Annotated in this window: 17 protein-coding genes and 1 pseudogene; 10 read left to right on the plus strand and 8 right to left on the minus strand. The window is 69.6% G+C overall.

Annotated elements, in window-relative coordinates:
- Positions 1–2 precede the first annotated feature (2 nt).
- The 3 genes from ACZ69M_RS16630 to ACZ69M_RS16640 form a co-directional block, all read right to left on the minus strand.
- Complete coding sequence (locus tag ACZ69M_RS16630) at positions 3–2,159, minus strand: hypothetical protein (RefSeq protein WP_470050468.1); 2,157 nt, start codon at positions 2,157–2,159, stop codon at positions 3–5.
- Positions 2,156–3,016: a hypothetical protein gene (locus tag ACZ69M_RS16635; protein WP_470050470.1), complete on the minus strand. Its 861-nt coding sequence runs from the start codon at positions 3,014–3,016 to the stop codon at positions 2,156–2,158. Before ACZ69M_RS16635 ends, ACZ69M_RS16630 begins: the two co-directional genes overlap by 4 nt.
- Before the next feature lie 170 nt (positions 3,017–3,186).
- Positions 3,187–3,843 carry a Crp/Fnr family transcriptional regulator gene (locus tag ACZ69M_RS16640; RefSeq protein ID WP_470050472.1) on the minus strand — a complete coding sequence of 219 codons (657 nt, stop codon included), beginning with the start codon at positions 3,841–3,843 and terminating at the stop codon, positions 3,187–3,189.
- Between the two features lie 600 nt (positions 3,844–4,443).
- Between ACZ69M_RS16640 and rpsL the strand changes: the two genes are divergently transcribed.
- The 6 genes and pseudogenes from rpsL to ACZ69M_RS16670 all read left to right on the plus strand — a co-directional run bounded on the left by rpsL (position 4,444) and on the right by ACZ69M_RS16670 (position 12,870).
- Complete coding sequence (gene rpsL, locus ACZ69M_RS16645; protein WP_003948652.1) at positions 4,444–4,815, plus strand: 30S ribosomal protein S12; 372 nt, start codon at positions 4,444–4,446, stop codon at positions 4,813–4,815.
- 2 nt (positions 4,816–4,817) lie between these two features.
- Positions 4,818–5,288: a 30S ribosomal protein S7 gene (rpsG, locus tag ACZ69M_RS16650; RefSeq protein ID WP_003992340.1), complete on the plus strand. Its 471-nt coding sequence runs from the start codon at positions 4,818–4,820 to the stop codon at positions 5,286–5,288.
- A gap of 39 nt (positions 5,289–5,327) precedes the next feature.
- Positions 5,328–7,457 carry an elongation factor G gene (gene fusA, locus ACZ69M_RS16655; protein WP_470050474.1) on the plus strand — a complete coding sequence of 710 codons (2,130 nt, stop codon included), beginning with the start codon at positions 5,328–5,330 and terminating at the stop codon, positions 7,455–7,457.
- 168 nt (positions 7,458–7,625) lie between these two features.
- Entirely contained in the window at positions 7,626–8,819 is a 1,194-nt protein-coding gene (gene tuf, locus ACZ69M_RS16660) for an elongation factor Tu (RefSeq protein ID WP_101400105.1), read from the plus strand.
- Between the two features lie 108 nt (positions 8,820–8,927).
- Positions 8,928–9,410 carry a DUF6193 family natural product biosynthesis protein gene (locus ACZ69M_RS16665; RefSeq protein ID WP_470050476.1) on the plus strand — a complete coding sequence of 161 codons (483 nt, stop codon included), beginning with the start codon at positions 8,928–8,930 and terminating at the stop codon, positions 9,408–9,410.
- A 410-nt stretch (positions 9,411–9,820) separates the two neighbouring features.
- Positions 9,821–12,870: pseudogene (locus tag ACZ69M_RS16670) on the plus strand (glycosyl hydrolase 115 family protein).
- On the opposite strand, the gene ACZ69M_RS16675 reads toward ACZ69M_RS16670, so the two are convergent.
- The 5 genes from ACZ69M_RS16675 to ACZ69M_RS16695 all read right to left on the minus strand — a co-directional run bounded on the left by ACZ69M_RS16675 (position 12,860) and on the right by ACZ69M_RS16695 (position 16,704).
- Entirely contained in the window at positions 12,860–14,122 is a 1,263-nt protein-coding gene (locus ACZ69M_RS16675; protein WP_470050478.1) for a cytochrome P450, read from the minus strand. The pseudogene ACZ69M_RS16670 and the gene ACZ69M_RS16675 overlap by 11 nt on opposite strands.
- 180 nt (positions 14,123–14,302) lie before the next feature.
- The gene (locus tag ACZ69M_RS16680; RefSeq protein ID WP_470050480.1) at positions 14,303–14,485 is read right to left on the minus strand and encodes a hypothetical protein; all 183 of its coding nucleotides are present in this window, start codon (positions 14,483–14,485) and stop codon (positions 14,303–14,305) included.
- 71 nt (positions 14,486–14,556) lie between these two features.
- Positions 14,557–14,904 carry a hypothetical protein gene (locus tag ACZ69M_RS16685; RefSeq protein WP_470050482.1) on the minus strand — a complete coding sequence of 116 codons (348 nt, stop codon included), beginning with the start codon at positions 14,902–14,904 and terminating at the stop codon, positions 14,557–14,559.
- A 200-nt stretch (positions 14,905–15,104) separates the two neighbouring features.
- Complete coding sequence (locus ACZ69M_RS16690) at positions 15,105–15,986, minus strand: helix-turn-helix domain-containing protein (RefSeq protein ID WP_470050484.1); 882 nt, start codon at positions 15,984–15,986, stop codon at positions 15,105–15,107.
- A 244-nt stretch (positions 15,987–16,230) separates the two neighbouring features.
- Positions 16,231–16,704, minus strand: a complete 474-nt coding sequence (locus tag ACZ69M_RS16695; RefSeq protein WP_470050486.1) for an ATP-binding protein — start codon at positions 16,702–16,704, stop codon at positions 16,231–16,233.
- 140 nt (positions 16,705–16,844) lie between these two features.
- Between ACZ69M_RS16695 and ACZ69M_RS16700 the strand changes: the two genes are divergently transcribed.
- The 4 genes from ACZ69M_RS16700 to ACZ69M_RS16715 all read left to right on the plus strand — a co-directional run bounded on the left by ACZ69M_RS16700 (position 16,845) and on the right by ACZ69M_RS16715 (position 20,398).
- Complete coding sequence (locus ACZ69M_RS16700) at positions 16,845–17,705, plus strand: helix-turn-helix domain-containing protein (protein WP_470050488.1); 861 nt, start codon at positions 16,845–16,847, stop codon at positions 17,703–17,705.
- A complete protein-coding gene (locus tag ACZ69M_RS16705; RefSeq protein WP_470050490.1) occupies positions 17,702–17,911 on the plus strand; it encodes a DUF397 domain-containing protein in 210 nt (69 codons plus the stop codon). The genes ACZ69M_RS16700 and ACZ69M_RS16705 overlap by 4 nt, the downstream gene beginning before the upstream one ends.
- A 293-nt stretch (positions 17,912–18,204) precedes the next feature.
- Positions 18,205–18,738, plus strand: a complete 534-nt coding sequence (locus tag ACZ69M_RS16710; protein ID WP_470050491.1) for a hypothetical protein — start codon at positions 18,205–18,207, stop codon at positions 18,736–18,738.
- A 22-nt stretch (positions 18,739–18,760) separates the two neighbouring features.
- Positions 18,761–20,398: a translation initiation factor IF-2 gene (locus ACZ69M_RS16715; RefSeq protein ID WP_470050493.1), complete on the plus strand. Its 1,638-nt coding sequence runs from the start codon at positions 18,761–18,763 to the stop codon at positions 20,396–20,398.
- Positions 20,399–20,441 lie beyond the last annotated feature (43 nt).

The following is a 20,441-nucleotide window of genomic DNA, read 5'->3' on the forward strand; positions in this document are numbered from 1 at the left end:
TGTCAGGCTGTCGGGACGGGGGGACGCAGTGCGGAGAGCAGGCGGTCGGCGAGAGGCGGGCGCGGGCCGCCGTCCCGGCCGCGCAGGGTGCGCAGTTCGTGGCTGAGGCGTTTGTGGTCGTCCGCCGTGACGACCAGCGCGGGCAGCAGCAGCTCCAGGGCCTGGGCCGTGTCCGGGCGGCGCTCGGCCACGTACACCCAGGTGTGCAGGGCGTTCAGGGCGCCCCGGGTGTGGGCGCGGTCGCCGAGGGCGGTGCGCCAGAGGGTGGCGAGGTCGCGGGCCGAGTCCGCCTGGTACATGCCGTCACCGGCGTACCACTCGACGAGCGCGCCCTCCTCGGCGTTGTCGCACGCCAGGACGAAGGCGCCCAGCGCCAGCGCGCGGACCGCGGGGGTGTCGTGGTGGAGCAGCCGCACCAGCTCGGAGAGCATCTCGCCGCGCCTGAGGCCCACCGAGAGCAGCAGGGCCGTGGACTCGATCAGGTTGGCCGCCTCGGCCGGGCTGCTGTGGTCGGCGCGGGCCAGGGTCGCGAGGGCGCTCAGGGCCGGGGCCACCAGGTCCGGGCGTAACGGCGCGAGCAGCCCGAAGGCGCGGATCGCGGTCCAGCGGCGGGCCGGGTGGGCGTCCGTGCACCACTGGGTGAGCAGGCGCAGGACGACGGGCGCGTCGAGGAGCTGGGCGAGCGTGAGGGTGTTCGCGGCGGTGACACGGGGGCCGAACGTCTTCGACACCGCCCAGCCGTCGATCAGCAGCGCGACCGCGGAGGGCAGGTCGGCGAGGGCGAGCATGGCGGTGGCCGCGGCGGCCCGGGTCCGTACGACGGGACGCCCGTCACGGGCCAGCTCCCGCAGCCAGGCGATCAGCGCAGGCCGCGCCGAGGGATGTCCCGTCCACACCTCGGTGAGCAGGGCGCGCGGGGTGTTCTCCTTCCGGAAGAACGCGGTGAACTGCGGTACCGGGCCCCATTCGGTCGCCTCGTCCCGCACTTCCCCCTCGGCGCGGGCCCGCGCGAGCCGGGTCTCGGCGGCGAGCCCGAACACCGGGATCTCCGGCGGCTCCTCCGGGTGCTGCAAGCGCTGGAAGTGCACGAACAGCTTGTCCGCGAGCTCGGCGGCGAGGACGTACGGCGCCCGGTCGAAGACGGCGAGCGAGATGAGGAAGGCCTTGTCGCGCAGCGTGGACTCGGGGTCGCTCAGCCACTCCCGGCACTGCTGCTCCACGGCCGCCTGCCCGAACTCCGCGAGCCGGGCCGCAGCCGCCTCGCCGCCGTCGTAACCCGCCACCTCCTTCGCGAACTCGGCCGCCTCGGAGGGCTGGTGGTGCCCCCGGGCGAGGAAGTCCCGCACCGGGGCGAGGGCGAGGAGGCCGTCGGTGTCCCGCGCGCGGTGCCTGCTCACATACGCGCGGACGACGGCCGACGCCTCCGGCGGCTGCCAGACGGAGGCGGTGGCGCCCAGCAGGAAGGGTGAGTTCTCGACCGTCACCACCAGATACCCGTCGACCTTCTTGAGCTGGTCGCGGGCCGCGTAGAGATGGGTGTCGCGCAGCGGCCGGTTGCGGCTCAGCGGCAGATCGCGCAGGACGTGCCCGCCGGGTGCGGTGAGCGGGGCGCTCAGGGTCGCCGGGCTCGTCTCCGGCGAGAGGGCGTGCACGGCGGGCACACCCAGACGGTGCAGGAGCATCAGCGCGGCGGCGTGGCGGCCGGTGGCGTGGGCGCCGGCGAGGACGAGGACGCGTTCTTCGCGCAGCCGGTCCAGGGCGGCGGCGAAGGCGGGGCTCTCGACGAAGACGGCGTCCAGGTCTTCGAGGTGGCGCCGTGGGATCTCTCCGGAGGCGTACGTCGCCGAAGCCGCCGAGCCGTGGTGGTGGATCTCCGTCTTGCCGCCCATGAACACGTCACCGGCGACCTCACCGCCGGACACGCCGTGCTGGGCGCCACCGACCAGACTCCCGCCGAAGGACGCGGCCGAGCCGAGGATGAACCCCGGGGTGTGCGCGAACAGCTCGCGCTGAGCCGCGCGCGCCTCCTGCGTCCGTTCCTGTTCTCCCTCTCCTTCCCCCTCCGCGTCCTGGCGCCGGGTGTCCGGTTCGGGGGCCGGGTGTACGTCCTTCGGGGGCAGGTCGTCGGGGCCCGGCGTCGTGGGTGGAGGCACCGTCACGCCGACTCACCCCCGGACCCGCCGAGGTGGACGTCTCCGGTGACCTGGCCGCCGGACACGCCGTGCTGGTCGCCGCCGACGAGGCTGCCGCCGAAGGTGGGGGCGCCTCCGTCGAAGTGGAAGACGGCGCCCGCGGGAGGGGCGGAGGGCCGGGCCGCGCGGGCCTCGGGGGCCTGGGACCCGGGCGCCTGGTCCCCCGGCCGGTCCCGCCTCGGTGCCGGACGCTCCCCCGAGCTGGCGCCCGGCACCGAGGTTCCCCCCTTCTCACTGTGGTCGTCGCCGGCCCCCGGTACCGGGCCGTGCAGCCAGGCGCGCAGCGGGCCGTTCTTGCTGTCCACGGTCACCGCGTGGAAGTCCCCCGCGGGGATGCCCGCGTGACCGTGCCGCACGATCCCCGTGTGCACGCTCTCCGAGACGCACAGGGCGAAGTCGTCCCTCCGCTCCCGCAGGGCCGCGCGCAGCAGCTGGGCGTCGAGGAGGCGGCAGGCGTGGTTGAGGTCGGAGCCGACCCAGCCGTCGTGCTCGTCCACGGCGACGTAGCCCGTGGCGACGACGCCGCGCAGCCGGATCTGTGCCGAGCTGGACGCCATCCGGTTGACCGCGTGCAGCTGGGCGGGGACCTCGGTGAGCAGGGCGCGCAGCAGTGCGGTGACGGAGGCGTTGGCGTCGATCAGCTCCATCACGGAGTCGCCCCGGTCGGCGCGCAGGCGCAGGCGTTCGTCGATGCCGGCGCGCTCCAGAGTGCGGTCGGCGACGTCGTACAGCATGCGCCGCAGGTACGTCTGCTCGATGTCGTCCCGGTCGCTGTACTTCTCGATGTCGAGCAACAGGATCGTCCGGCTCACGGGGTCGGTCATGGTCGCCTTTCGCAGGTGGTGCGGCAGTGGCAGAAGAGTGGCGGGCGGGGTTGGGGTGACGTGAGGGCGGATGACGCAGTCGGAGTGTGACGGCGTACACAGAACGCCCGGTCCCTCGCGCGCGACCAGCCCCCACCGGCCGGCAGCCGAAGTGATCCACCGGACCCACGTCACCCCCGCGCAATCCGCCGCAGCACATCCGGCCGCACGATCACCAGCGCCCGGCGCCCCGTCGTCACGACCCCCCGTTCCCGCAGGTCCTTCAGCAGGCGTTGGACCATCTCGCGGGAGGCCCCCACCGACCCGGCGAGTTCCTGTTTGCTCAGGGGGACGGAGAGTTCGATGCCCTGGTCTGTGCGCCGACCGTGGGTGCGGGCGAGGTCCAGCAGCAGAATCGCGAAGCGCTCCCGCACGCTGAGGGAGGCGAATTCCAGGCGGCGCCGATCGGCCGCCCGGGTGCGATCGGAGGTGAGGCCGAGGAGGGCGAAGGAGACGGCGGGGGAGCGGGCGAGGAACTCGGTGAACCGGCCGCGTTCGACCGCGACCGTACGGACCGGCTCCAGGGCCGTCACGGTGGCCGACCGCGGGCGCCCGGTGAGCGCCGCGGACTCCCCGATGATGTCGCCGGGGCCGCGCAGCGCGAGCAGCGCCTCGTAGCCGTTGGAGGCGGCCGCGGTCACCTTCGTCCAGCCGTGCGTGACGAACAGGACGTGCGAGGACGGCTCGCTCTGGTGCAGGAGCACCACCCGGGGCGCGTACGAGAGCTCGTGCCCGAGATCGAGCAGCGCCGAGCGGTCCTCGCTCTCCAGCCGGGCCAGGAACGGCACCCGGTCGTCGAGCCCCCCGTCGCCGGGTAAGCCCGACGAGTCCCACGAACCAGGTAAGTCCGATGAGCCCGATGACCCGGATGCCCCGGATGAGTCCGGTGCGTGTGCTGCCGTCATGGTTCCCCCGATCGCCACAGCCGACCGATCAACGTACTGAAGGGCACACGACGGTGGACAGAGATTGCGCGGGACCGTCGGGGATCGGAAACTTTTGGGGACGAGCGCCCCGGGAATGCGCTAAGGCCGGCCCAACAATCACCCCGCAACGACCCCACGACCGCCTCATGGACGCCCCGTCCCCGAGTCTCGTCCGGCCTGCGGGAGCAGCGCGCTGACGTGGCAAGAAGTCCGGCGTGTCGCCCTGGACAGCATTTGTTTTGACCGAAGTCGTTGAGGTAGGTACGCTCAGACCTTGTGCCTGGGGTGTGCCCTGGCTCGCGTGCGTGCCTTCAAACCGCAAGGCGAGCCGTAACCGGCCACCGTAATCTGCGCCCTTTTCGCCTCGCGGCGGGAGTCTGCAGCATTCGACACACCCGACCGCGTGGGTCGGAGATGTTCCAGGTTAGCTTCACCATTCGGCACACAGAAACCGGAGAAGTAGTGCCTACGATCCAGCAGCTGGTCCGGAAGGGCCGGCAGGACAAGGTCGAGAAGAACAAGACGCCCGCACTCGAGGGTTCGCCCCAGCGTCGCGGCGTCTGCACGCGTGTGTTCACGACCACCCCGAAGAAGCCGAACTCGGCCCTGCGTAAGGTCGCGCGTGTGCGTCTGACCAGCGGGATCGAGGTCACCGCTTACATTCCGGGTGAGGGACACAACCTGCAGGAGCACTCCATCGTGCTCGTGCGCGGCGGCCGTGTGAAGGACCTGCCGGGTGTTCGCTACAAGATCATCCGTGGTTCGCTCGACACCCAGGGTGTCAAGAACCGCAAGCAGGCCCGCAGCCGCTACGGCGCCAAGAAGGAGAAGTAGAAATGCCTCGTAAGGGCCCCGCCCCGAAGCGCCCGGTCATCATCGACCCGGTCTACGGTTCCCCTCTGGTGACCTCCCTCATCAACAAGGTGCTGCTGAACGGCAAGCGCTCCACCGCCGAGCGCATCGTCTACGGCGCCATGGAGGGTCTGCGTGAGAAGACGGGCAACGACCCGATCATCACGCTGAAGCGCGCGCTGGAGAACATCAAGCCGACCCTCGAGGTCAAGTCCCGCCGTGTCGGTGGTGCGACGTACCAGGTTCCGATCGAGGTCAAGCCCGGTCGTGCCAACACGCTCGCGCTGCGCTGGCTGGTCGGTTACTCCCGCGCCCGTCGCGAGAAGACCATGACCGAGCGTCTGCTCAACGAGCTTCTCGACGCCTCCAACGGCCTTGGTGCCGCTGTGAAGAAGCGCGAGGACACCCACAAGATGGCCGAGTCCAACAAGGCCTTCGCGCACTACCGCTGGTAGTCGCTACCCCCATCGAGACCGAGAGAAGACCGAAGCCTTATGGCTACCACTTCACTTGACCTGGCCAGGGTCCGCAACATCGGGATCATGGCCCACATCGACGCGGGCAAGACGACCACCACCGAGCGGATCCTCTTCTACACCGGCGTCAGCTACAAGATCGGTGAGGTCCACGACGGCGCTGCCACCATGGACTGGATGGAGCAGGAGCAGGAGCGTGGCATCACGATCACCTCTGCTGCCACCACCTGTCACTGGCCGCTCGAGGACAACGACTACACGATCAACATCATCGACACCCCGGGGCACGTCGACTTCACGGTCGAGGTGGAGCGCTCGCTGCGCGTCCTCGACGGTGCCGTCACGGTGTTCGACGGTGTCGCCGGTGTCGAGCCGCAGTCCGAGACGGTGTGGCGTCAGGCCGACCGTTACGGCGTGCCGCGCATCTGCTTCGTGAACAAGCTTGACCGCACCGGCGCCGAGTTCCACCGCTGCGTGGACATGATCAAGGACCGCCTCGGCGCTGTCCCGATCATCATGCAGCTGCCGATCGGTGCCGAGATGGACTTCAAGGGCGTTGTGGACCTGGTCCGCATGAAGGCGCTCGTGTGGTCCGCCGAGGCGGCGAAGGGCGAGATGTACGACGTCGTCGACATCCCCGCCACGCACGCCGAGGCCGCCGAGGAGTACCGCGGCCGGCTGGTCGAGACCGTCGCGGAGAACGACGACGAGATCATGGAGCTGTTCCTTGAGGGCCAGGAGCCCACCGAGGAGCAGCTGTACGCCGCGATCCGTCGCATCACCATCGCGTCCGGCAAGGGTGACGGCGTCACGGTCACCCCGGTGTTCTGTGGCACCGCGTTCAAGAACAAGGGCGTCCAGCCCCTGCTCGACGCGGTCGTGCGCTACCTGCCGACCCCGCTCGACGTCGAGGCCATCGAGGGCCACGACGTCAAGAACCCCGAGGTCGTCGTCAAGCGCAAGCCGTCCGAGGACGAGCCGCTGTCTGCGCTGGCGTTCAAGATCATGAGCGACCCGCACCTCGGTAAGCTCACCTTCGTCCGGGTGTACTCGGGCCGCCTGGAGACCGGCACTGCCGTGCTGAACTCCGTCAAGGGCAAGAAGGAGCGCATCGGCAAGATCTACCGCATGCACGCGAACAAGCGTGAGGAGATCGACGCGGTGGGCGCCGGCGACATCGTCGCCGTGATGGGTCTGAAGCAGACCACGACCGGTGAGACGCTCTGCGATGAAAAGAACCCGGTGATCCTGGAGTCCATGGACTTCCCGGCGCCGGTCATCCAGGTCGCCATCGAGCCCAAGTCCAAGGGTGACCAGGAGAAGCTGGGTGTCGCCATCCAGCGTCTCGCGGAGGAGGACCCCTCCTTCCACGTTCACTCGGACGAGGAGACGGGCCAGACCATCCTCGGCGGTATGGGCGAGCTGCACCTCGAGGTGCTGGTCGACCGTATGAAGCGCGAGTTCAGGGTCGAGGCCAACGTCGGCAAGCCGCAGGTCGCGTACCGCGAGACGATCCGCAAGACCGTCGAGCGTCACGACTACACCCACAAGAAGCAGACCGGTGGTACCGGTCAGTTCGCCAAGGTGCAGATCGCGATCGAGCCCATCACCGAGACCGATGGTCCGGCGTACGAGTTCGTGAACAAGGTGACCGGTGGCCGTATCCCGCGGGAGTACATCCCGTCGGTGGACGCCGGTGCGCAGGAGGCCATGCAGTTCGGCATCCTGGCCGGCTACGAGATGACGGGCGTCCGCGTCACTCTTCTCGACGGTGGCTACCACGAGGTCGACTCCTCCGAGCTCGCGTTCAAGATCGCCGGTTCGCAGGCCTTCAAGGAGGCCGCGCGCAAGGCTTCTCCCGTGCTCCTCGAGCCGATGATGGCCGTCGAGGTCACCACGCCCGAGGAGTCGATGGGTGATGTCATCGGCGACCTCAACTCCCGCCGTGGCCAGATCCAGGCCATGGAGGAGCGCAGCGGCGCCCGCGTCGTGAAGGGCCTCGTGCCCCTCTCGGAGATGTTCGGCTACGTCGGCGACCTCCGCAGCAAGACCTCGGGTCGCGCAAGCTACTCGATGCAGTTCGACTCCTACGCCGAGGTTCCCCGGAACGTCGCCGAGGAGATCATCGCGAAGGCCAAGGGCGAGTAACGCACCCCGTTTACACGCTTTAGGCTTGACACCGACCGCCGGGGCTTCGAACCGGCAAGGGGACGAGAGATCGTCCCCCGGGGGAGAACCCCGGCGGGCGGCATCCCAGCAAAGATCACCTGGCGCCGATGAGTAAGGCGTACCAGAACCACTCCACAGGAGGACCCAGTGGCGAAGGCGAAGTTCGAGCGGACTAAGCCGCACGTCAACATCGGCACCATCGGTCACATCGACCACGGTAAGACGACCCTCACGGCCGCCATTACCAAGGTGCTGCACGACGCGTACCCGGACCTGAACGAGGCCTCGGCCTTCGACCAGATCGACAAGGCTCCTGAGGAGCGCCAGCGCGGTATCACCATCTCCATCGCGCACGTCGAGTACCAGACCGAGACGCGTCACTACGCCCACGTCGACTGCCCCGGTCACGCGGACTACATCAAGAACATGATCACGGGTGCGGCGCAGATGGACGGCGCCATCCTCGTGGTTGCGGCCACCGACGGCCCGATGCCGCAGACCAAGGAGCACGTGCTCCTGGCCCGCCAGGTCGGCGTTCCCTACATCGTCGTCGCCCTGAACAAGGCCGACATGGTGGACGACGAGGAGATCCTGGAGCTCGTCGAGCTCGAGGTTCGCGAGCTGCTCTCCGAGTACGAGTTCCCGGGCGACGACCTGCCGGTCGTCAAGGTCTCGGCGCTCAAGGCCCTTGAGGGCGACAAGGAGTGGGGCCAGACCGTCCTCGACCTCATGCAGGCCGTCGACGAGAACATCCCGCAGCCCGAGCGTGACGTCGACAAGCCGTTCCTGATGCCGATCGAGGACGTCTTCACGATCACCGGTCGTGGCACCGTCGTCACCGGTCGTATCGAGCGTGGTGTCCTCAAGGTCAACGAGACCGTCGACATCGTGGGCATCAAGCAGGACAAGACCACCACCACGGTCACCGGCATCGAGATGTTCCGCAAGCTGCTCGACGAGGGCCAGGCCGGTGAGAACGTCGGTCTGCTCCTCCGTGGCATCAAGCGCGAGGACGTCGAGCGCGGCCAGGTCATCATCAAGCCCGGTTCGGTCACGCCGCACACCGAGTTCGAGGCCCAGGCCTACATCCTGTCCAAGGACGAGGGTGGCCGCCACACGCCGTTCTTCAACAACTACCGTCCGCAGTTCTACTTCCGTACGACGGACGTGACCGGCGTTGTGACCCTCCCCGAGGGCACCGAGATGGTCATGCCGGGCGACAACACTGAGATGACCGTTTCGCTCATCCAGCCCGTCGCCATGGAGGAGGGCCTGAAGTTCGCCATCCGTGAGGGTGGCCGGACCGTGGGCGCCGGCCAGGTCATCAAGATCAACAAGTAGTCCTTGTTGGCTTGACAGCCTGGTAGCTCCTCGCGAGCTCCTTGAAGGGGCCCGTACGACTTCGGTCGTACGGGCCCCTTTGCCGTGCCCATCGCGCACACTGCGTGCATGGATTCCAGCGACCTGGGCGCGGCGAGACATCGGCCGCTGCCGGCGAAGCCGGTTCTTCCGGACGTGGCGGCGGCGCATCTGCGTGGCCCGGCCGATGCCGTGGAGGCGCGGTGGCGGCAGCTGGCGCTGGTGTGGCAGTGGCGTCGCGAGCGGCACGAGGTCCTCCGGCCGGGGGTGGGCTACCCGGGCATCGTGCACCTCATCGAGGCGGCCCACGCGGAACGGACACTGCGGCAGCTGTGTCCGTACAACAGCCACTTCGCCTTGCATCTGAGCAGCTGTACCCGGTACCCGTACGTGCTGCGGGTGCCGAGCGTCCTGCCTCGGCACGACGGGCGCTTCCGGGTCTTCGTGCCACGCGCCGGGACCGTCCTCGGCGAGACCGACACGGCCGAAGCGGCTGTCGCCCTGGTCGTGGCCCACCTCCCGGCGGGACTCGGCCCGGCCGTGGCCGGCACCGCCGACGATCTTTGCCCATGACGGTCTTCGTTGGTCGATCACGATCTCTGTAAGCGTGCTGAGTGCCTTCGGAGGCTGATGGCGACCTCCGTAAGTTGATGGCGGTCACCGTGAGCGTGATGAGCCTCCGTGGGCCGATGACGCCTCCGTCGGCCAATGACGGCCTCCGTGGCCGATGGCGGTCTCCGTAAGCGAGATGTCGCCTCCGTGGCCCGATGACGTCCTCCGTAGGCCGACGACGTCCTCCGTGGCCCGATGGCGTCCTCCGTAAGTCGATGACGTCCTCCGTAGGCCGATGACGGTCTCCGTAAGCCAGCGACGTCCTCCGAAAGTATTCGACGCCGACGACCCATTCCCCCCGCGTGACCCTCCCTCCACTATTTGTCATGCCGCTGAGCAAATTCGTACGCCGTCGGGGCGAGGGGTGAGGCATGTCTGGAGACGTCAGCCGCAGAACCGTTCTCGGTGCCGGACTCGGTGCCGGACTCGCGGCGCTACCGGTGCTGTCGGGCGAGGCGTGGGCGGACGGGGGGCGGCCGCGGCCCACCGACCCCGGCGCATACATCTCCTTCACCGGCGGAGCGTTCTCGCTGGTGGGCGCGCCGGTCGTGGTCTCCCCGGAGGACCACCCCGGAGTCGTACGGGTGGCGGGCGACCTTCGTGACGACCTCGAACGGGTGACGGACGTACGGCCCGGAGACGGAATGGCCCGGGAGGTCGTGCTCGTCGGGACGATCGGGCGCAGCCCGCTGATCGACGGCCTGATCGCCACCGGGAAGCTGGATGTCACGGGGGTGCGGGGACGGTGGGAGACCTCCCTGCAGACCGTCGTGGAGCGGCCGATGCCCGGCGTCGACCGTGCCTTCGTCATCGCGGGCAGCGACCCCCGCGGCACGATCTTCGGTGCGTACGACGTCTCGTACGGCATCGGCGTCTCGCCCTGGTACTGGTGGGACGACGTTCGCCCGGTCCGCCGCGACGCGCTCCACGTGCTGCCGGGACGGCACACCCAGGGCACTCCCGCGGTGAAGTACCGCGGGATCTTCATCAACGACGAGAACCCGGCCCTCGGCACCTGGGCCCCCGCCTGCTTCGGCCCCGGCAAGGCGCCCGGGTACGACGGCGGCTTCAACGCCGACTTCTACGCGAAGGTCTTCGAGGTACTGCTCCGCCTGAGGGCGAACTACCTGTGGCCGGCGGTGTGGGGCCGTGCCTTCGCCGAGGACGACCCGCGCAACCATGCCCGCGCCAAGGAGTACGGGATTGTCATGGGCACGTCTCACGAGGCGCCCATGATGCGGGGCATCGAGGAGTGGAACCGGCACGCGGTACCCGCCGTGCGCGACAGCGCCGGAACCGTCGTCACGCCCGGCCATGACCCGTACGGCGGTACGGGGGAGTGGTCGTTCCGCCGCAACGCCGACGCGCTCAAGGCGTACTGGCGCGACGGCATCCGCCGGATGGCCGACCAGGACTTCGAGGGCGTCGTCACGCTCGGGATGCGCGGAAACGGCGACACCAGCCTGCCGGACGGCGACGGCGTCGAGCTGATGCGGGAGATCATCGACGCGCAGCGGACGATCATCGCCGAGGTGACGGGCCGCGACCCGGCCTCGGTCCCCCAGGTGTGGACGCTCTACAAGGAGGTCCAGCGGTACTGGGACCGCGGGCTGCGGGCCCCGGGCGACGTCACCGTCGTACTGACGGACGACAACTGGGGCAACATCCGCAAGCACCCCGACCCGGCCGAACCCGCGCGGCCCGGCGGCTACGGCCTCTACTACCACTTCGACTACGTGGGCGCGGGCCGCAACTACAAGTGGGTCGACACGGCCAACCTGCCCAATCTCTGGGACCAGCTCCACCAGGCGCACGCGTACGGCAACCACGGGCTGTGGGTGACGAACGTCGGCGACCTCAAGGGCAACGAGCTGCCCGCCGAGTTCTTCCTCGACTACGCCTGGAATCCCGGCCGTTGGGACGACCCGGGCGCGCTCGGCGAGTGGGAGAGGCGGTACGCGCGGCAGAACTTCGGCGCGGAGCAGGCGGCGGCGATCGCGGACGTACTGGCGACGTACGGACAACTCCAGTCGCGCCGCAAGCCGGAACTCCTCAACCGCCGGATCACCCTCGACCCGGCATCGGGCGCGGTGGTGTACGACGACCAGGCAACCCCCTTCTACGGCCGTGAACTCGAGCAGGTCACGCAGGAGTGGCGGACGCTCGCGGCACGGGCCGGGCGCATCGCGCGACGGCTGCCGGACTCGGCGCGGGACGCGTGGTTCGAGCTCGTCGGCTACGAGGTCGAGGCGACGGCCAACCTGTACGAGCTGCGGGAGGCCGAGTTCACGAACCTGCTCTACGCCGCCCAGGGCCGGGCGGCGACGAACGACCTGGCCGCGGCGGCCGAGGCCGGCCTGCAACGGGACTTCGCGCTCGCCGAACGCTTCAACCACGGCGTCGCGGGCGGCAAATGGGCGGGCTTCCAGACACAGCCGCACATCGACTACGGCGATGTGGCGCGCTACGGCCCGAACGCGAGCTGGCAGCAGCCGGAGCTGAACAACGTGGCACTGCCGGACGTCCTGTTCCCCGCGGTGCGCCGCATCGAACTGCCGCAGGGCGCCGAGCTGGGGGTGGCGGTCGACGGTTCCCCGGGCGCGGAGGCGGTACTGAGCCCGTACCGGACGGGTCCGGCGCCGTACATCGAGGTGTTCAACCGGGGCCGGGACGCCTTCGACTACCGGATCGAGGCGTCGGAGCCGTGGATCGTCCGCGCGGGCGGGTCGGTCAGCAGACGCGGACGGTGGTTCGGGCGGACTGGTCGCGGGCGCCGCACGGCCGTACGCGGGCCCGGATCACGGTGAGCGGTGCGGGAGCCTCGGTGGTCGTGCCGGTGATCGCCGAGCGCCCGGCCGCCCGTGGACTGCGGGGATTCGTCGAGGCGGGCGGGTATGTGGCGATGGACGCGGAGCACTGCGTACGGGCGGTGGGCACCTGGCGGCGGATCGACCGGATCGGCCGCACCGGGGCGGGCATGACGCCGTACCCCGTGACGGCCCCGCGCCGGACGCCGGGCGGCACGGCCTCCCCCCGCCTGGAGTACGAGGTGAGCCTGTTGAGCGCCGGCACGGTGACCGTGTGGGCGTATCTGTCCCCGCGCAACCCGGCCCTCCCGACGGGCGGTCTTCGCTACGCACTCTCCCTCGACGACGCGCCGCCGCGGACGGTCGACATCCACGCGGCCACGGGAGCCGACGACGGCCTGATGAACAGCCAGTGGGCCCGCAACACCTCGGACAACGTGAACATGACGTCGACGAGGCACGAGGTTGCTGTCCCCGGGGTGCACCGCCTGAAGTTCTGGATGGTCGACCCGACGGTGGTGCTGCAACGGCTGGTGATCGACACGGGTGGGCTCGGGCCGACGTATCTGGGCCCGCCGGAGAGTCACCGTGTGGGCCGGGGTGTCACCAGGTGACCGGCAAGGCCACCGGACCGCGGATCATCGTGCGCTGCCGGAAGGGAACCTGATCGGCGGGCACGGCGAAGCGCAGTCCGGGCAGGCGTTCGAGCAGGGTGCCGATCAGCAGCTCGATCTGCATACGGGAGAAGACGGCGCCCGTACAGAAGTGCGGGCCGTTGCCGAACGAGACATGGGCGCCCGCGTCCCGGTCGAAGTCGATCCGGTCGGGGTCGGGGAAGACGTCCGGGTCGCGGTTGGCGGCCAGGTAGGAGACGTAGACGGCGTCGCCCGCGCTGACGAGGGTGCCGTGGATGTCGACGTCCTGCGTGGCGATGCGGGGCAGCCCGACGGCGGCGCGGTGCGGGATGTGGCGCAGGAGTTCCTCGATGCCCGCCGGGCGGGAGGCGGGGTCGTCGCGGAAGCGTTCCAGCAGGTCGGGCCTGGTGAGGAGGAGGTAGAACATCTGGCCGCTGTTGTTGGTGACGGCCTCGCCGCCGATCTGGAGCGGCCCGGCGACACTGATCGCCTCCTCCAGGCCGAGCTGGCCGCGCCGCACGGCACCACCGAGCAGGGCCAGCACGTCTTCGCTGTCCCCGTCGCTCGTGCTCTCGCTCGTGCTCTCGCTGTCGCGGTGCTCGCGGACGGCCTCCCCGATCCACCCGAAGAGCCCCTTCTTGGCCTGCTCGGAGGCCTCGGCGCCGCCCGCCGTGCTGATGATCTCCCGCGTCCAGTCGTGCAACTTCTGCCGCTCGTCGACGGGTACGCCCATGACCTCGCAGACGACGTTGATCGGGAAGGGTTCGAGGACCCGCTCGACCAGGTCCGCCGGGGGGCCGTCCGCCACCATCCCGTCCACCAGGGTGTCGAGCATCTCCTGGGCGCGGGGGCGCAGGCGCTTCACGGCACTCACGGTGTAGGCGGCCGAGACGGCGTTCCGGAGCCGGTTGTGGTCGGGCTGATCGGCCCAGGCCAGGGCCCCGGGGCGCGGCGCGAAGTGCGGCGCGAGTCGCGTGACCTGCCGGACGGAGGCCTCCCGCCGGCTGAACCGGGGATCGTTCGTGATCATCTTCACGTCGTCGTAGCGCGTCGCCAGCCACGCCCAGCCCTCCCCGTACGGCAGCCGGATCCGTGTCAGCGGCCCCTCCCGCATCAGCTCCGCGAGCACCGGTTCGAACTCGGTGGCGTTCAGCTCACCGGCGGGCCAGTCCCGAACAGGGGGAAGGGGCTGTTCGGGCCGCTCGGCGAGTGTGCTGGTCTCTTCTGCCATGCGTTCAGCATCGTCGGGCGGGGGTGAGGTGTCGCGTGGGAGTGCTCCAGGCGGAGTGTTGGTGCGGTGGTGGTGTAGGTCATGGACTGAACGAAGTCGCGCATGGCCTGGTACCGGCGGGAGCCGCCCTGCTGCGCGTCGTCCGGGGCGCCGGCCGCGGCGCTCGCTCCTTGTCTGACGTCAGAAGCCCAGGTAAGTGATCTGAACGACGTAGACGCGTTCGCGGCGTACGACGACCTGATAGGTGAACATGCCGCCAGGGACGATGATGTCGCCGCCCTTCGGATCCGTGCCCTGATGGGTCCGGCCGTGGATGTGGGCGGCTTCGGCTGCCCTGACGAGCTCGTCCGCTTTCTCTTCCACCCTGGTGAGGAAGTTGGCGGGAGCGGTGCGGGCGACTTCTTCCGCACCGAAGGCGTACTCCCACTTTCAGCTCAACCGCGCACTGCCTTCATGGCGTCGTCCAGGACGGCGCCCAGTTCCCGCAGGGCGTCCTGGGCGGTGACGGGGTCCTCATGCTCCAGCCTGCTCTGCGCGTGGGCGAAGCGGGCGGACAGGTCTGGGCGGCGGGCGATCTCGATGTCCCTGGCCCAGATCAGGACCCAGCTCTGTACAGGGCTCAGGGACTGCCACTCGACCGCCTTGGCGAAGACTTCGTCCTTCGTGGCCTGCATCTCCTCCAGGCGGCCCGGGGCAACGGTGGCGAGAGCTGCGCGGAGCGCGTCCGGATTCTGCTCGGGGCGGGGGATCAGCTCGTGTCCGTGGTCGGCCAGTGTGCTCATGGTGTCCTCCAGGAGTGCCCTGGCCAGGTTATCCGGCCGGGGCACTGGTGAGGGCGAGTCCTGCACTGCCGCAGCGGCGGACTCCAGTGCAGGAACCTCACGTCCAAGGAGCCGGCCGTGCTGCCGCGGGACCTCCTTCGGACTGCGGTGGATGGGGGCGGGGGCGGGGGCGGGGGCGGGGGCGGCAAGGATCGGCATGTTCAAGCTGCGCGACCTTCATTGCGTGAGGATCGACATTCACGGCAGCGGCCGGGGCCGGGGGAGCGGAAGGCGCGGTCGCAGCCCTCGCAGTTCTGGAGCGGATGCCGTACGTCCGGGGGCGGCATGGGCACTCGGAACGGCGGTGGAGGAGGCGGCAGTTGCGCGGCGAGTCGATGGGCGAGAAGTGCGGCTGGGCGCCGCAGGTCTTCGGGCGGCAGGTCCGCGGTGAGCGCGCGTTGTACGGCGCTGGGGGTGAGATCGCGTTCCAGCCAGGCGGCGACTCCGGGGGCCAGGTGCTCCGTGTCGGTGGCGGAGAGGAGGAGGCGGGGGTCGTGGCGGCGGAGGCCGGCGAGGAGGTCGGTGGCGGCCCGGAGAAGGGTGGGGGAGGCGTGCGCGGGCTGGGGCACGGCGGGGAGGAGCTTGCGGGGCGGGCGTTCGGCCGGATCCGGGCGTCGGGTGGGCCTGCTGGGGGTGTCGGCCGCCGTTCCGCGGTGGCCGGGCTGGTTGCAGGAGATCGTGCGGGTGACGATGCGGCCGCCGGGGGTGCGTTCGCGGGTGCGGCGGAGGTAGCCGTGGGTTTCGAGTTCGCGCAGGGCGGCGGCGATCCGGGTCGGGCCTTCGGGGAAGCGGGCGGCGAGGGTCTTGATGTCGACGCGGGCGCCGCTGGGGAGCGACTGGATGTAGACGGCCAGCCCGATCGCGAGTCCTGAAAGCTCCGGGTGCTGGGCGAGGTGGTTGCCGATCACCGTGAAGCGGGTGGTGTGGCGGGTGTTGTCGTGAACGACGCCGGAATGAGGGTGCCGGTTCGGGCGGCCCGGGTGGTTTTTGCCCGCGATACGAGACTGGGCGCGCGGGGGCGCGCTAGGGTTTTGGGTGTCCATCAGGAAGTGCCTCTTCCTCGGTGGTCAGGCCCTCGCACTGGGATGCCAGTCCCGGCGAGGGCCGTCGCATTTTCTGCCGCATGTCTGCGGTTGTGCGGTGCCGCGCTGAGCGTAAGGCAGGCAACCGGTCCCGAATCCACCCGAGTTGGGCATATTCACCCGGGGGAGTGAGTTTGCGCGATGGTCGCCGTTTCGGCGGGCGGGAGGGGTGGGGCTTGGTGGGATTTCTTTCTCCTCGTGTTTCTTAGGGAAGACCGCCGGTCGCGCCGAAGCACGATCCGCTGTGCTCCGGTGATGAGAGGGCGAGTTCGGCCCAGACGGTCTTGCGCGGGGCGGGGCCCGGCGCCACACCCCAGCGGTCGGCGAGGGCGTCCACGAGGATCAGACCGCGCCCGGACTCGGCGTCGACGTCCGCAGTCCGGGCCCGGGGGATTTGATCACCCCGGGCGTCGGTCACCTCGATCCGCAAGGTGTCGCCGACGACGTACAGCGTGAGCCGGAAGTCCCGGCCCGGTACGCGGCCGTGCGTGGCCGCGTTGGCGGCCAGCTCACCCACGATCTGCTCAGCCGGACGTAACGGAAGGTCCCAGGAACGGAGTTGCTCGACGGCGAGCAACCGTCCCAGCCGGGCGCCGCGGGGCGTGGGAGACAGCAGCACACTGAAGTTGCGGATTTGGCAGTCGAGTTGGGCTGGGGACCCGGCGGTTTCCTTATTCACATCACTCAGCGTGGCGGACCCTGCCTACTCTGAGCTGCGATGACGCCTGTGCGTACAGGGAATGTCCGGCCGCTGTCCTGCTCTGTCCCGGCTGTCCCGAGTGCCGTACGGGTACGGGTGGGCGTTGGAGGTGGGTGGGCATGAGCAGCGAGGGTACGGGCGAGGGTACGGATGAGCCGGGCTGGGACGTCAGTCCGGAGGACGAGATCGCCCCTGTGGTGGAGTCGGCCGGCCGGCAGATCAGGCTCTGGCGGGAGGCCGCCGGGATGCGGGCGGCCGACTTCGGGCTGGCCATCGGGTACGGCGAGGACCTGGTCCGCAAGGTGGAGCGCGGGGCGCGCATCCCGCGGGCGGAGTTCCTGGACAGGGCGGACGAGGTCCTGAACGCGCGGGGGCTCATCAGTGCGTTCAAGGAGGACATGGAGAAGGCTAGGTATCCGAAGAAGGTGCGCGAGCTGAAGATGTTGGAGGACCGGGCGGTTGAGATGGGGGTGTACGAGAGCCACGCCATCAACGGCCTGTTGCAGACGGAGGGCCACGCGCGAGCCGTGTTCGAAGCGCGGCAACCGCCCTACTCGCTGGACGAGGTGGAACGAGCGGTGGCCGCGCGCATGGCCCGCAAGTCCGCCTTTGAGCGGTCACCTGCTCCGGCGCTGAGCTTCGTGCAGGAGGAGTCGGCGATTCGGCGCCCGATCGGAGGCACAATGGAGTGGCGCCGACAACTCGAACACCTCTTGAGGGTGGCCCAGTTGCGGTACGTGACGCTCCAAGTGATGCCAACTCATCGTGAGGCCCATCCCGGACTGGACGGCAGGATCCACGTATTGAGGTTTGCGGACGGTACGGCGGTAGGGCGTTCCCCTGGAGCGTTCAACGGGCATCCGGTCTCCGACCCGCGGCAGCTCCGGGTTCTCGAACTGCGCTATGGAATGATCCGAGCCCAGGCCCTCACGCCGCACGAGTCGCTGGCCTTCATCGAGCAAGTGCTGGGAGAGACATGATCCACAAGACCTCAGCCGGTGACGCAGCCGAGCTGAAATGGTTCAAGAGCAGCTACAGCGACAGCGACAGCGGTAACGAGTGCGTCGAGATAGCCGCCACCCCCGCCACCATCCACATCCGCGACTCCAAGAACCTCCAGGGCCCCCGTCTGGCACTCGCCCCCACCGCGTGGGCGAACTTCGTGACGTACGCGTCGAAGAGCTGACCACCCGCTCCCTCTGGTCACTCGCGCCCTCACGTGAGTACGCGCACTCATGTGCCGTTACGCGCGAGGAGGTTGAGTAGAGCCGTGCTCCTCAACGACCTCAACACCCGGCACCGTGTCGCTCGCCCACCGGGCCCGCGTCGCCCTGGCCAACTGGCCGTACTGATCCTCGTTGGATAGCGGATGGCCTGTTGTGATCGCTCCCTGCGATGGGGCGACTGTGGACTGTCACTGCCGGTAGCTAGAGTTGTTGGTGCGGCTTCGGCTGTTTCGTTTTACGGGGGGAGGGTGTTGTGCTGCCGAGTGATAGTGGATCGGCGTCGGGGACGACGTCCTCGTGGGCGTCGGGTGTGTTCGACGCGGCGCGGGACGCGGTCGGCGATGTGGTCACCGAGCTGTCGTCGTTCACGAAGTTCCAGAAGCGCGTGGATGACCTGATCCGCGACCTGAAGGGCTCAGCGGCGGGTCCGGGCGAGGTGGGCCAGGAGCAGCTGGCACGCCACCAGTTCGGCGGCGGAGCTGGTGCGTGGGCAGAGGCATCCGGACTGTTCACCTCGTACGAGACGGTGATCACCGAGCTGGAGAGCCTGTCGAAGCTGTTGTCCGACTCCATGGAGGGCATGAACATCGCGGTGCTGGCCTCGCACAAGGGCTATCAGAACATCGACCTGGACGTGCGGGACCGCATGAAGGCGATCAGCGTGGAGACCGCGAAGCACTACGGCGGGCAATACGACCCCGGCCTCCCGAAGAAGAGCCACGACGGCGGCAGCGACGCGAAGCCGGACCAGGCGGCGGCGGGCGGCGACTCGGGTGGCAGCATCTGATGGATCCGATGGAGGAGTTCTGATGTCCGGCAAGGGGACCGGCGGCACGTCCTTCGAAGACATGAGCCACGAGCAGATGCTGGCGTGGCTCGACCAGGCGAACGCCGGCACCGTGCAGGCCGCCGCCAGCCGACTGACCGCGGCGGCCAAGGAGATCCGCAAGATCGCCGAAGAGCTCAAGGTCCGCCCGCAGTGGGTGGAATGGAAGGGCGAGGGAGCGGACGCGTTCCGCGCCTGGACGGGCGATCTCGCCAACTCGACTCTGCGCCTGGGCGACTTCAGCGAGGATTCGGCGACCTGGCTGGGCCACGCCTCCGACGCGATCGCCACGGCCCAGGCGTCGATCCCCCGCGACAAGGCCGGCGCCCAGGCGAACCTGGACGCGGCGACAGCGGCCCACAACGACCCTGACGCGGCAGCGGTGAGCAGTAAGTCCACGACCGAGCTCGCGGCACTGGCGGCGAACAAGGAGAAGGTCCGCCAGGAGGCCGCCGCCCAGATGACGAAGCTGGGGCAGGCGTACCAGCTGTCGGCGACGCAGCTGGACGGGCTGGAGAGGCCCAAGTTTCCGCCGCCGCCGGAGGCGATTCAGCCGACACCGGGCAAAGTCTCTGACGATGAGGTCGTGTCCGGCGGAGGCGGCGGCCCTCGCACATCCTCGGCCGGAGGAGCGACGGAAGTTTCTCCGGCCGGCGGATCACATCGAGTCATGACCCAGGCAACTGGGGGTGAGGGAGCAGCCAACGTCGAATCCCACTCGCGTGGCACAACCCAGCAGTCGTTGCCTGATCTCTCGGACCGTGTGCGTATGAACGTCGACGGGACGGAGGTGCTTCCGCAAACGCCATCGGCATCTTCGACGAGCCCAGTCGGGCTGCCGAACGGAGGCAGGGCTGACGGCGGCGGGGCACTGCCCGCAGGGCCGATTCCGCCGATGGCAAGCGGCGTACCAAGCCCATCCGCCAATCCCCCGAGGCTGGGCCGCACGGCGATCGGCGGCCGCCCTTCGGCCCAACCCGGGCGCGGACCGGCAGGTCCGGTCTCCAGAGGTGTGCCGGGTAGCGGTGGTACGACCGAGCCGGAGGGCCCGACAGGCACGGCGCGGCCAGTGGTCGGCGGTCGCCCCGCAGTGCCTACGGGCCGAGGGACCACGGGCGCAACTCCCGGGCGTGTGCCGGGCGGCGGCTCCGGCATCGTCGGTGGCAGCCCCACGCCATCGCCCGCCGGTCGGCCCGCCAACGGATTGCCGCGAGGCAATGTCGTCGGCGGTGAAACGCGCAGCTCGGCCGGTGGTCGTGGCTCGACTACTCAGAGGACCGCCGCCAGTACAGGGCGAGCGGGCGTCGGGCAGAGTGCGACACCGAACGGCCGTCGGACCATGGGCACGGGCGCAGGCGTGGACCGTGGAGTCGTCGGCGGCCGTCCGCAGCCGCAGAGACGCTCGGGAACCCGGCCGTTCACCCCCGGCGGTTCGGGCTTGGTACGGAACCAGGACTCTGGTGACGGCACGCCCGCATCAGGCGCAGCTGGACGTACCGGTGCGCCGCCGAACGGCACTCGGCCATCGAATTCGCGACAGAACAACAAGCAGGGCGGAAGGGCCGCCGAGCGAAGCGAGGAGCAGGACACCGAGCAGCGGAACGGCCGCTCAGCCACCTAGTCACCAGCTATCGACTGACCCTGCACACACTAAGAGGAAGCAG

Source organism: Streptomyces sp. NPDC107454, assembly GCF_055582885.1.

Bases quoted from the DNA above. Each gene is read 5' to 3' on its own strand.
- ACZ69M_RS16635 (WP_470050470.1), bottom strand. From the start codon at position 3,016: ATGACCGACCCCGTGAGCCGGACGATCCTGTTGCTCGACATCGAGAAG.
- rpsG (WP_003992340.1), top strand. From the start codon at position 4,818: ATGCCTCGTAAGGGCCCCGCCCCGAAGCGCCCGGTCATCATCGACCCG.
- fusA (WP_470050474.1), top strand. From the start codon at position 5,328: ATGGCTACCACTTCACTTGACCTGGCCAGGGTCCGCAACATCGGGATC.
- ACZ69M_RS16665 (WP_470050476.1), top strand. From the start codon at position 8,928: ATGGATTCCAGCGACCTGGGCGCGGCGAGACATCGGCCGCTGCCGGCG.
- ACZ69M_RS16675 (WP_470050478.1), bottom strand. From the start codon at position 14,122: ATGGCAGAAGAGACCAGCACACTCGCCGAGCGGCCCGAACAGCCCCTT.
- ACZ69M_RS16685 (WP_470050482.1), bottom strand. From the start codon at position 14,904: ATGAGCACACTGGCCGACCACGGACACGAGCTGATCCCCCGCCCCGAG.
- ACZ69M_RS16690 (WP_470050484.1), bottom strand. From the start codon at position 15,986: ATGGACACCCAAAACCCTAGCGCGCCCCCGCGCGCCCAGTCTCGTATC.
- ACZ69M_RS16700 (WP_470050488.1), top strand. From the start codon at position 16,845: ATGAGCAGCGAGGGTACGGGCGAGGGTACGGATGAGCCGGGCTGGGAC.
- ACZ69M_RS16705 (WP_470050490.1), top strand. From the start codon at position 17,702: ATGATCCACAAGACCTCAGCCGGTGACGCAGCCGAGCTGAAATGGTTC.
- ACZ69M_RS16715 (WP_470050493.1), top strand. From the start codon at position 18,761: ATGTCCGGCAAGGGGACCGGCGGCACGTCCTTCGAAGACATGAGCCAC.